Below are 11,679 nucleotides of genomic sequence, written 5' to 3'. Positions count from 1 at the left end.
TCATCCTCCGAGGTCGGTACGGTCGGGGGTGGTGGAGGTGTCAAAGGCGAGGCGAACAAGGTCGTCGGTGGCCATCGAGTCGATCTCCAGGGTTCGGTTTCCCCCCGTCGGGGACTCTTCCGTTCCCGTGGTGGCGACGCCGAGCTCGTCGAGGAGGAACTGGGTGACCGCCGCGGGCGTGGGGTGGTCGAATACCAACGTCGCTGGTAGGCCCACGCCTGACTCCGCCGACAACCGGTCGCGGAGCTCGACGGACATCACCGAGTCACACCCCAGATCGTGGAACGTCTGGTGCGGATCGACCGCGTCCGCACCGCCATAACCGAGGACCTCGGCGACCTCCCGGCATACGAATGTGGAGAGGCGCTCAAGCCGTTGGGTGGCGTCCAGCGAGGCGAGCTCTGCGATGAGCCGACGTTCGTCGTCGATGGTCTCCGGTGTCGCGGACCCAGTGGGGCTGGGATCGGACACCGCCACGGTGTCTCCGTCCGTGTCGCTGTCCCCGTCGACCCAGTACCGGGTCCGTTGGAACGCGTAGGTGGGAAGAGCCACCCGGGCGGGGCGCCGCGGCCCGAAGACGGCGCCCCAGTCGATCTCTACGCCACGCACGTGCAGGCGCGCCACGGCGTCCATAACCTGGGGGCGTTCCCCGGTCGGGTGCGGGAGCAGAGGCACCACGGCCGCTCCACTCCCTCGATCCAGGCACTGCTCCGCCATGGTGGTGAGGTTGCGTCCCGGACCGAGCTCAATGAACGTACTGACGCCACGCTCGGACAGTTGTGTGACACTGTCGGCGAACCGCACGGTCTGTCGGGCGTGGCGAACCCAGTAATCGGGATCAAGGATCTCCTCGGACACGATTTCCCCCGTGAGGTTGGAGACCAATGGGATCTGTGGTGTCCGAAACCTCAAGCCCCGAAGCGTCTCCCGGAACGGGTCCAGAATTGGGTCCATGCGCGCGGAGTGGAAGGCGTGCGAGACCCGTAGCGCTGTGGTTCTGGTTCCCTGATCACGGAAGACCTCCGCGAGTTCGGTCAACGCGTCGGCGTCACCAGAGATGACGGTCGAGGTGGGACTGTTGACCGCGGCGACGGAAACACGATCAGCGAATCCGGCGATAGTGGAGATAACTTCCTTCTCTGACAACCGAACCGACAGCATTCCTCCACCATCGGGAAGTCGCTGCATCAAAGCGCCCCGAGCGGTGATCAGCGTGCAGGCGTCGGGAAGTGAGAGCACACCGGCCACGTGGGCCGCCGCGACTTCCCCGACGGAGTGCCCCACGACGTAGTCCGGCGTGACTCCCCACGAGCCGAGGAGGCGGAACAGTGCCACCTCTATCGCGAAGAGCGCCGGCTGGGTCGTTCCCGTCCGGTCGAGCCGCTCGGCGGCCGCCGTCCCCGGTTCGGCGGTCAAGGCCTCGCGCACCCTCGTCGCACCAGCGTCCTCCAATGCCGAGAGGACCTCATCGAAGTGGTGCGCGAACTCCGGCACGGACCCAGCGAGCTCCGCCCCCATACCGGGACGCTGCGCACCTTGACCGGAGAACAGATAGGCCCGCTCCCCATCCACGACGCGCCCTCTGTGTGCGCGAGGCGGGGACTCTCCGGCGACGTGGGCACTGAGCACCGAGACGGCCTCACTGAGGTCGCTGGTGGTGAGTGCGATCCGATGCTCGAACGGGGTCCGCGTCGTCGCGAGCGAGTACGCGACGTCCGCGAGTGCGTCCGATCCCTCGAGTCTGTCGGCCAGGGCGCCCGCCTGCGCCCGTAAGGCCGCGGGAGTTCGGGCGGAGACCACCAGGGGCACGGCGACGTCCCGGCCGTCCTCCCCTCCCGTCCGGCCTGCGGCGTTCGAGGCCGACGCAGCGCCCAGCACCACGTGGCAGTTGCTACCCCCCATACCGAACGAACTGACCCCCGCGAGGTGACGTCCTCCCGCGTCCTCCCACGGGGCCTCGGCGACCTGAACCTCGAGCCGTCGCCGCTCCAGACGCAGGGCGGGATTCGGTGACGTGATGTTGAGGCTGGGGGCGAACTTCCTATGGTGAATACTGAGCGCCACTTTGATCAATCCGGCGATCCCGGAGGCGCCTTCCAAGTGTCCGATGTTCGTTTTCACCGACCCCACACGCAGCGGCGTCAAGCGATGCTGTCCGAAAACTGTGCCCAGCGCACGCGCCTCAACCGGATCCCCGGTCGGGGTCCCCGTTCCGTGGAGTTCCACATAGTCGACTTCGGCGGGGTCGACTCCGGAATTCGCGCACGCCTTGGTGAGAACCGCCTCTTGTGCCTGGACGTTTGGAATGGTCAACGCGGCCGTGTGGCCGTCGTTGTTGGTCGCGCTCCCTCGAAGGACACAGTAGATGCGATCACCGTCGGCCAACGCGGTGTCGAGCTGCTTGAGCAGGACAAACCCGCCGCCTTCACCGCGCACGTATCCGTTCGCCCGGGCGTCGAACGTATAGCAGAGACCGTCGGGGGACAGAGCGCCGAACCGCGCGGCGGCCAGCGTGCTGAGCGGTGACAGGACCAGGTTGACGCCCCCGGCCAGAGCGATCTCGCTCTCTCCCCGGGCGACGCTGCTCCGAGCCAGGTGCACCGCGGTGAGTGCCGACGCCTGTGCGGCGTCCACGGTCAGGCTCGGTCCGGACAATCCGAAGGCATAGGAAATTCGGTTCGCGATAACGCCACGACTGAGACCGGCCAGAGTGTGTGCGGTAATCCCGGACGGGCCCCGTTGAAGGGAAAGCATGGAATAGTCGTCGGAAATAGAGCCAACGAACACGCCAGCGGTGTTTCCACTGCCCAGGCGCGGAACGATTCCCGCGTCCTCGAACGCCTGCCAACCCAGTTCAAGCATTAGCCGTTGTTGAGGGTCCATCGCGGCCGCTTCGCGTGGCGAGATTCCAAAGAATCCGGCGTCGAAGGCGGCGACCTCTGTGAGGAATCCGCCACGCCGCATCCCAGCGGGAAGCCGAGTGTATTCCTCTGGCGGGTTGTCGAACTCCCGGGGCGGCGGTAATTCGCGAATTCGGCTTTCGCCTCCCAGCACAGCCCGCCAGAACTCGTCCGGACCTTGAACCCCGGAGAATCGGCAGGATATACCCACCACGGCGACCGGTTCTTCGCATGCGGAGCGCTCTCCACGCGGATTTCGCGCTGGCTCGCCCGACATCATGACTTACCCACTCGTGCGTCCCTCCCAACACGAGGCGTCTATGACTGTTGCCATTCGGAATACACCAAACCGAGCCACAGCACGCATATTGGCCGACTCAGGGTATAAGCCGACACCAATAACGTCTACCGCGCAGGAGAATCCATGTTCCGGACAAACTCCACAGCGACTAGCGGCGACGGAGGTTCACTTATCCAGCGAGGATGTGACATCTCCCTCACCGAATCCACTGTCGCAGCAAATGCACATTTGACGCAAACCCACACCATTACCGCCATAGAGTAACTCCAACCCCAAAAAACCGGCAATGTCCTCCACGTTTCGGACACTGATCATCGCAAATAGGACACCGGGCATATGGCGGCGATCACATGAAAAACCGTGGCCTCGCCCTCAGCTGAGGGCGAGGCCACGGTGCTCGATATCAACCGTCGGTCACGACTGACGCTGGGCTACCTCCGCGAGGTACTTCCGGGTCAGGTCCGGCTCGAACAGCCAACTCTGGTAGTCCGGCGGGTAGTCCCAACCCCGAACCCACCGGTCCGCGACCTCCTGGTACTGCGTTGCGGCACCAAAGACGTCCTGGAAATGCGGGGCGGGTTCACCGTCCCAGAACGTGGCGCACGTCGCGGCCCACTGCTCCGCCGGAAAACCATACTGCCAGTAGCTTTCGAACATCCCTTCAAGCGCGGACCGGTCGAAGGGTTGGTCGCCATGGCGCAGGATGCTGCCGAGATAGTCGGACGCGCACCGTCCGGAGTGGTTCCATCCCTGGAGTGCGAACGGATCCGATGAGATAACGACGTCGGCGATGCCGAGAACCTGCCCGCCGGAGGGTAGGACGCCCACTGGTTTGCGCACCTGTGGATTGACCATCTCACGGGTGACGCTACGACCGTCGACGAGGGACGCGTTTCGTACCCTCTCGTAGTAAGCCGGGGCATGCTGACGAAGCAGTCCCTGCATCCTCAGCCAGAGATCTTCAGCGCCCAGCTTGTCAGGCCAGTTGTCGATGATCTCGTCCCGACCCTCGATGATGAACACCGAGTGACACGGTCCTTGGGAGGTCAGCATCGGGACGAGCATGATGCTGCCCGCGTCCGCTGTCAGCCCACCCCACACCGACTCGTCACCGCCCTGCTGGTCGTCCTCCACGTCGTAGACCAACGCCTGGGCCAGTACCCGGGAACGGGCCGCGCTGAACCGGCCGGGATCGGGATCGAACAACGCGCCGAGCTCGCCATAACCCACAGCGACGATCACCAAGTCGAACATGCGGGTGAAATAGTCAAGGTCACCGACAGTAACGCCGTTGATCACGACTTTTCCACCGCGGTCCTCAAAGTACTCGAGCCAGTCCGCCATCTTGACACGCCGATCAATGGAGACCGCGTGCCCGTCGAACGCGCCCGAGACCGACGCCATGGGTTCGGTCACGCCGCTCGGATACACATCGAGCTTCACCTTCCCGATCTGCGGTGCGTTGTCGCGCCAGAAGTCGAGGTTCAGCTCGCGTTCGTAGCCCAACACCGTGGGATAGGTGAGTTGCGTGATCGAGGGACGTCCGGTCCGAATCTCGGTCGAACTTTGTCCGGTGATCAACGTGACATCGTAATCGTGGCTCAGCAGGCCGTGCGCGAGTTGCAGTCCGGACTGCCCCGCGCCGACGATGAGGATCTTACGCATGCTGGTCTACTTTCTGAGGGACTCTGGGGCCGCTCAGCCGACGAGTTCTGACTCCTTCGGTTGGGCCAGGGCGTAGGTCAGCAGCGTTTTCAGGACCATACCCGCGGAGTCACGATCTCGTGCGTCGAAATCGACGATCGGCACTGCGGCATCAATCTCCAGCGCCTCACGGATCTGCTCGTTGGTGTACTCAAGCTGACCGTCGAATCGGTTCAACGCCACGATGTAGGGGACTCTCTTGTCCTTCTCGAAGTAGTCCACGGCGTCAAAACTGTCGGCGAGTCGGCGACTGTCCACGACAACGACCGCCCCGATGGCACCACGAACAAGATCATCCCACATGAACCAGAACCGGGATTGTCCGGGAGTCCCAAATATGTACATCACGAGCTCTTGGTCGAGCGTGATGCGACCGAAATCCATCGCCACGGTCGTGGTGACCTTTTCCGGTGTGACCGAGGTGTCGTCGTGTTCGACACTCGCCTCGGTCATGACGGCTTCGGTGGAGACCGGGGGGATCTCCGACACGGAGTCGACGAGAGTGGTCTTGCCGGCGCCAAATCCGCCCGCGATGACGATCTTCGTCGACACCTTCGACTTGTTGCTATTGGAAGAGACGTTCGAGACCACGGAGCGCCCTCTCGAGAACCTGGTTTTCCGACGGACTGTGTCCGGTGATGGTGGGGTGGATATAGATGAGCCCCTGATCAGCGAGATCGCTGAGCAGGACCTGTGTCACGCCCAGCGGAATCTTCAGCTCCGCCGAGATCTCGGCGACAGATCGGGGCTCCGCGCACAGTCGGCAGATCTCCTGCGACTCCGGCATCAAGTTCCGCGGCGGAGTCATGTCCGGATCAGCGGCCGAAACCAGGGTCTGCACCATGAGCGGATGGCGTGACCGGGTGCGCCCGCCCGTGAACGTATACGGGCGGATGCGCGCTTTCCTACGCCTGCGGTAGGCCATGGGATCGCAACCTCTTCTGAGTCAGGAAACCGGAGGACGCCGGAGTACGGGGGACTTAGCGCCCGACCATCTCCCGCAGTTCGGACCGCAACTGGGGGGTGAGGACATGCGCCGCGTTCTCGACGAGCCGGGTCATCTGGTAGGCGACGATCTTCATGTCGGAGTCCAGGGAGGCCAGGACGGCCAGGGAGGAACCATCGCTGATCGACATCACGAAGAGGTGACCGCGTTCCATCCGCACGATGAGCTGTTCGCACTCACCCTTGCTGAACAGGCGCGCCCCTCCCTCGGCGAGGCTGTACAGCCCGCTGGCGATGGCGGAGAGCTGCTCGGCGTGCTCCTCCGGCAGGTCCCTGGACTGGGTGAGCATCAGCCCGTCGGAGGAGACGACGATGGCGTGCTCAACGCCCGGGACCTCGTTGACGAAGTTGGAGATTAGCCAGGCGAAGTTGTCCGCGTTATCCCGCAGCTGATCATTCATCGCTGTGTCCTGATCCCTTGTTCGAACGTTTGTGCGGCGTGGATTGTGGCGCGGCGGCGCGCCGAAGTACTGGGTGCGTTACGCGTGGGGGTCACTGGAGGTCCTTGTTGGTCTCCTCCGCCGCGGCACGTTCACCGTCGAGGAAGCTGCCGAGCTCGTCGCGGATGCGCTCGGCTCGATTGCCTTCCGTGACGGCCGGCGAGGCGGCGTCCGGCCCCGGTGTGGTCTCGTCGGACTTGGTGAGACTGTCCGGCGGCACGATGCGCGGCTCCCGAGCGCTGCGTCGCGGCAATCCGGCCGACGTGACGCTCGACGAACCGTTCACACCCACCCCCAGATCCGTGTCCGTTCCTGTCGCCGCCGCGGAAGCCCCCGCCGCGGATGTCTGCCCCGCGGCGCCACCGGCACCGTCCGTGGCGTGCCGCGCTCCGCGCCGGGGAAGACCCGCCGGGGTCACCGGGGAGGCATTGGCGGGCTTCGCACCGTTGGGCTCGGTGGCGGGAATGTCGCTGGCGCCGTTGCCGACCGCGTGCCGCGCGCTGCGTCGAGGCAGGCCGGCGGAAGTCGTGGCGGAGCCAGGGTTTCTGGGCGTGCGCGGGGTGTCGCCCGCGGACGGGCCCGCGGAACGAACGACCTCCATGGGGCGCCCGTTGGCGCGGTCCATACGTGGGGAAGACTCCTCGGCCACGGAGGAGCGCGCGGCGTCACGCACCAGTTCCTTGGGCACGACGACGAACGCGCTCAGGCCACGGAACGCCCGCGCCTCCAACTGCACCCGCAGACCGTGACGGTCGGCGATGCGGCTGACGACGTAGAGGCCCATGTGGCGCATGCTCTCCTCGTCGAGGACGGGAGCACCGTCCAGACGGGCGTTGAGCTGCACGAGTTGGTCGGCCGGCATCCCGATTCCCTCGTCCTCCACGGCGACGAGGATTCCGCCGTCGGCCATGGGCTGGGCGCTGATGACGACCTGGGCGTGTTCCGGGGACTTCGCCGTGGAGTTGTCGAGCAGCTCCGCCAGGAGGTGGCTCATGTCGTCGGCGGCCGGCGCGAGGACGGCCTTGGAGGGCAGGCGTCCGATGTGGACACGCTCGTAGTCGCGGATCTCGGAGATCGCACCGCGTGCGACCTCCAGCAGGGTCAACGGCTCCATCTGGGAGTCGTCCGGCTCCTCGCCGGCGAGGACCATCAGGTTCTCACCGTTGCGCCGCATCCGGGTCGCGAGGTTGTCCAACTTGAACAGCTTGGAGAGCAGCTCGGAGTCCTCGGTGCTGTCCTCCAGGTCCTCCACGATATCCAGCATCGACTCGACGAGGGTGAGGTCCCTCATGGCGAGGCTGGCGAGCGCGGCGGAGGTGAGGTCGGGGCGCGCGACCTCCGGCTGCTTGGGCGGGACCACGGTCTCCTTGGGCCGCTGGTCCGGTGGGGGGGCCGCTGGTGGGGCGGGGGTCTCCTGGACCGGCGCGGGTGGCGTCGGCTGCGGGGGGACGGCCTGGTTCACCTGCGGGGGCTGGGCCTGCGCCGGGGGCGCGGCGGAGGGTTGGGCCGCGGGTTGGCGCGTCGGCGCACTCGCGCGTTCGTGATGGCCTGGCCCGGGTCCTCCGGCGGGAGGCGCGGGCAGCGCCGACGTGGCCTGGTGGCCGGTCGGGGCGGCGTACTGCGCGGGCGGGGTGGGACCCTGCTCCCCGGTGGGAGCGGCACCCTCGTGCCCGGATTGCGGATAGGGATAGATGTACACCGACTGGGAGTGGGCCGCTTGTGGTTCCGGCTTGCGGCGAAGTCCCAGACGCTGCATGAAACGCCCGAAACGTCCTGGTGTTTGGGCCTGGACCTGCTCGGGTGTCATCGTGCGCTCCATGGGATAGTGAGCGCGATCGGCCGGTCTCGGCGCCTGTGCCACTGCACTTCTCCTCTAGACAGGTGGGCTGACCAACGACGGCGGGCCTGGACCGCTACGGCCCCTTCCCGCACTCGCCCGGCGCGCGGAAGGGGGGCACGGCGCAGATGCGATGTAAGCGTCGCCGTTCCGAGCGCGAGGGCCGGCGTGTCGCCGTTGATTCGGCGGGATCCGCGGCTACTACGCAACGAAACAGCGGTCACGCTAGCACAGGATGTACTAACCGAACGTACATGCGGCTTTAGCCGGGAAATACGGGCGAATTGCCTGCTCAAGCAGCGCGCATTACGCGGGTGAACTTCCTGGGGATTCCCCAAGAACGCTCTCACCTGCACGAAGTCCCCTGCGGGAACACGAGCCAGGCGCCGGTGATCTACATCATACGTTTTCCCAGGCCGGAATGAAAACCCGAACCCGGGGGGAACTGAGAGGAGGTGGATCACTGTGCGGCTCCATGAGCGTCACGTCGCGAGGTGGGAAGTACCTTACTGGTCGTCCGTGCCTGGACTCAGCGCTTTCTGCAAATTCCTGGCCGGAATCCGCGATTGTCTGTTTTTTGTCATTGATCAATCCCGGGACCAGGGAATAACGGACCCACGACGCTCGGCGAGTTTCCAGCGACCGACAGTCACTCCGACACGGAACTCTCCATATTCGCGTTCACGCGCGCCAGAAGCCGGATGAGCTGGGCACTTTCCTCCTCGGTCATGCCACCGAGAGCCCGGCGGGACATCGCGCGCATGGCGGCGCCAAGGGGCTCGCGCAGCGAACGCCCCCGCTCGGTCAGACAGAGGCGGACGAGGCGGGAGTCCACCTCGTCGGACCGCCGCTCCACCAACCCGACCGCGGCCAACCTTGTCGCGGTGCGGGTCACGGTCGGCGTGGACACGTCGATGCGCCGCGCCACCTCCCCCGGCGTCAGTCCATCCTCATTCCACAGGCACATGAGCAGGAACTGCTGCCCCTCGTGCACACCGTGCTCCTCCAACACCCGTCCAGCCTCCCGGGTCATGGATCGCTTCGCCCTCCAGAAGGCCGGCAGGAAGTCGTCGTCCCACTCGTGCATACCCCCACCCATGACAACCTCCTGTCCGTGGACGTCGCGCCACGGGCGACATCGACGGCGATCTTGACGGCATTTCATTAGCCGGCTAACGTCTTTTTCGTTGTCCAGCTAACGATACCGAGGAGGCGTCATGCCCACCACCGAAGACGACGGACTCCGCGACCCCGCCAAGCGTTGGAACGCGGAGGAAGTCGACCTCGACGCCTATCTTGGGCGCGTCGGCCACACCGGGTCCTTCGACGCGACACTCGGGACCCTCAGGGCCTTACACCGCGCCCACGCCACGACGATCCCCTTCGAAAACGTCGACTCCGTCCTGGGCAGCCCGGTGCCGATCGACGTCCCGAGCGTGCTGCGGAAACTGGTCGGCTCCCCGCGCGGCGGGTACTGCTACGAGCACAACCTCCTGTTCGCCGCCGTCCTGGAGCGGTGCGGCTTCCAGCCACGCGGCGTGGCCGGGCGCACGCGGATGGGCTCCACGGCGCTGCGGCCGGCGAGCCACGCGGCGCTGCTGGTGGACGTCGAGGGCGAGACGTGGTTGGTCGACGTCGGCTTCGGCGGTGAGGGCCTGCTGGAACCGGTCCCTCTGCGCGACGGCGTGGAGGCGCGGCAGGGCGCCTGGGACTTCCGACTGGAGCGTGAGGACGACGGGTGGTTGCTGCGTTCCCGTCACCCGGAGGGGTGGTTCGACCTGTACTCGTTCACCACCGACCCGCGCTACCGGGTGGATTTCGAGATCGTCAACCACTACGTCTCGACCCACCCACGCTCGCCGTTCGTGCGCCGCGTCGTCGTGCAGCGAACCCACGAGGCCTCCCGGACCACCCTCACCGGCCTCGAGTTCGTCGTGACGCGCCCGGGGAGCGAACCAGTACGCCGGACCGTGGCACCGGAGGAGTGTCCAGAGCTGCTGCGGGACGAGTTCGGGATCGTGCTCTCCGAGGACCAGGAGCGGGAACTCGTCGAAGTCGCGCGACGCTCGGAGTGAGTCCGCCCCAACTGCGCCGTTTCCACACCCGATCCACTACGGAACGCTACGATTTGGCTGCACATTGTTCGTAGCCTGGCTGAGTTCTCAGCCGAGAGGGGATGTGGGAATGCGTATGCACAGGTTCGGCACGGTCCTGGCCACGGTGGCGGTCGGTGGCTTCGCGGGTGTCCTGCTGGCCGGCCCCGCCGGCGCGGAGACCTCCGAGCGTCCCGACAGCCAGCTTCGGCTGTCGATCGCGGCAGACTCCACGGGAATGACGACGTCCTGGACGCGAGGTGTGACCTTGGACTGCGGTCCGGCCGGCGGCAGTCACCCGAACCCCGACGAGGCGTGTGCCGCACTGGAGGAAGCGGGTGGCTCGTTCGAGGACCTCGCGCCCGTCTCCGGTGCCTGCACGATGGAGTACGCGCCGGTGCGCGTGACGGCCCGCGGACACTGGGAGGGCACCCGGGTCACGTTCGAGGAGACCTACTCCAACCCCTGCCACGCCAGCAACGCCACCGCGGGGATCTTCGGCTTCTGACTCCCCCGCCATCACGGTTGAACCTCCGATCGGGACACGTCTTTGGCGCGACCTGTCCCGGTCGGAGTGGGGCCAACGCTAGGCAGGCTTGGTGGGAAGGGTTTCGCGCCGCCGGGCGTCCCCTTCCCTGGCCCGTCATCGTTTCAGGCGGCGAGCGGCCGTTTCGACGGCCCCGGCACGTCCCTTCTCGGCGTCGCGGAGCCCCCGCTCCACCCATTCGCTTGGGGCCGCGGCCGGGGAACCGGTCGCGTAGGGCGGGTCGGGGTCGTACTCCAACTGCAGTTGGATGCGCTGGGCCGTCTCGACGCCGTGGATCCTCGCCGCGAGGGTCAACGCGAAGTCGATCCCCGAGGTGACCCCCGCCCCGGTGATGACGTTTCCGTCGGTCACCACGCGCTCCCGTGTCGGCACCGCCCCGAAGCGCTCGAGCATCGCGACCGACGCCCAGTGGCTGGTGGCCCGTCGCCCGGTGAGCAGCCCCGCGGCGGCCAACAGGAAGGATCCCGTGCACACCGAGGTCACCCACGTCGCGTCCGCCGCCTGGTCGGCGACGAACCCCACCACGTCCGGATCGAGGAACGCCTCGAAGGTCCCCTGTCCCCCCGGCACGAACAACACGTCCGCGGGCGGGGCCTGCGCCAACGTGACCGTGGGCAGCACCGACCACCCACAGTCCGTCACCACCGGCTCCCCCGATCCGGCCACGAGGTCCACCGTCGTCCCCGGCATCCGCGAGAACACCTGCGCGGGCCCCGTGAAGTCCAGTTGGGTCACGTTCGGGAACAGCAACACGTTGATGTGAGTGGTCATGCCCGAGACGGTACCCAGACTTCCATTGACAACGACGGACGACGAGGCCCGAGCACTGGATACCGGTTAGGGGTCCCAGCG

General features: G+C 66.4%; 10 protein-coding genes. 2 read left to right on the top strand and 8 right to left on the bottom strand.

Annotated elements, in window-relative coordinates; genetic code table 11:
• The 7 genes from J4H86_RS01000 to J4H86_RS00970 all read right to left on the bottom strand — a co-directional run bounded on the left by J4H86_RS01000 (position 1) and on the right by J4H86_RS00970 (position 9,274).
• Entirely contained in the window at positions 1 to 3,177 is a 3,177-nt protein-coding gene (locus J4H86_RS01000) for a type I polyketide synthase (protein ID WP_236543852.1), read from the bottom strand.
• A 438-nt stretch (positions 3,178 to 3,615) separates the two neighbouring features.
• On the bottom strand, positions 3,616 to 4,866 hold the full coding sequence (locus tag J4H86_RS00995; RefSeq protein ID WP_236541307.1) for a styrene monooxygenase/indole monooxygenase family protein: 1,251 nt from the start codon (positions 4,864 to 4,866) through the stop codon (positions 3,616 to 3,618).
• Between the two features lie 33 nt (positions 4,867 to 4,899).
• Positions 4,900 to 5,457 (bottom strand): GTP-binding protein, encoded by a 558-nt coding sequence (locus tag J4H86_RS00990; protein WP_236541306.1) that lies wholly within the window; start codon positions 5,455 to 5,457, stop codon positions 4,900 to 4,902.
• Between the two features lie 13 nt (positions 5,458 to 5,470).
• Positions 5,471 to 5,830 (bottom strand): DUF742 domain-containing protein, encoded by a 360-nt coding sequence (locus tag J4H86_RS00985; RefSeq protein WP_236541305.1) that lies wholly within the window; start codon positions 5,828 to 5,830, stop codon positions 5,471 to 5,473.
• 55 nt (positions 5,831 to 5,885) lie between these two features.
• A complete protein-coding gene (locus J4H86_RS00980; RefSeq protein WP_236541304.1) occupies positions 5,886 to 6,311 on the bottom strand; it encodes a roadblock/LC7 domain-containing protein in 426 nt (141 codons plus the stop codon).
• A gap of 91 nt (positions 6,312 to 6,402) precedes the next feature.
• Entirely contained in the window at positions 6,403 to 8,157 is a 1,755-nt protein-coding gene (locus J4H86_RS00975) for a sensor histidine kinase (RefSeq protein ID WP_236541303.1), read from the bottom strand.
• Positions 8,158 to 8,836: 679 nt separating this feature from the next.
• The gene (locus tag J4H86_RS00970; protein ID WP_236541302.1) at positions 8,837 to 9,274 is read right to left on the bottom strand and encodes a MarR family winged helix-turn-helix transcriptional regulator; all 438 of its coding nucleotides are present in this window, start codon (positions 9,272 to 9,274) and stop codon (positions 8,837 to 8,839) included.
• A gap of 130 nt (positions 9,275 to 9,404) precedes the next feature.
• Between J4H86_RS00970 and J4H86_RS00965 the strand changes: the two genes are divergently transcribed.
• Together J4H86_RS00965 and J4H86_RS00960 are read left to right on the top strand one after the other, a co-directional pair.
• Positions 9,405 to 10,262, top strand: a complete 858-nt coding sequence (locus tag J4H86_RS00965; RefSeq protein WP_236541301.1) for an arylamine N-acetyltransferase family protein — start codon at positions 9,405 to 9,407, stop codon at positions 10,260 to 10,262.
• 109 nt (positions 10,263 to 10,371) lie between these two features.
• On the top strand, positions 10,372 to 10,788 hold the full coding sequence (locus tag J4H86_RS00960) for an SSI family serine proteinase inhibitor (protein WP_236541300.1): 417 nt from the start codon (positions 10,372 to 10,374) through the stop codon (positions 10,786 to 10,788).
• A gap of 135 nt (positions 10,789 to 10,923) precedes the next feature.
• On the opposite strand, the gene J4H86_RS00955 is transcribed toward J4H86_RS00960, so the two are convergent.
• Complete coding sequence (locus J4H86_RS00955; RefSeq protein WP_236541299.1) at positions 10,924 to 11,598, bottom strand: DJ-1/PfpI family protein; 675 nt, start codon at positions 11,596 to 11,598, stop codon at positions 10,924 to 10,926.
• Between the last annotated feature and the right edge of the window lie 81 nt (positions 11,599 to 11,679).

Source organism: Spiractinospora alimapuensis, from assembly GCF_018437505.1.
Taxonomy (GTDB): Bacteria; Actinomycetota; Actinomycetes; order Streptosporangiales; family Streptosporangiaceae; genus Spiractinospora; species Spiractinospora alimapuensis.
The sequence above is the reverse complement of the archived record's forward strand: the minus strand, read 5'-3'. Positions and strand labels throughout refer to the sequence as shown.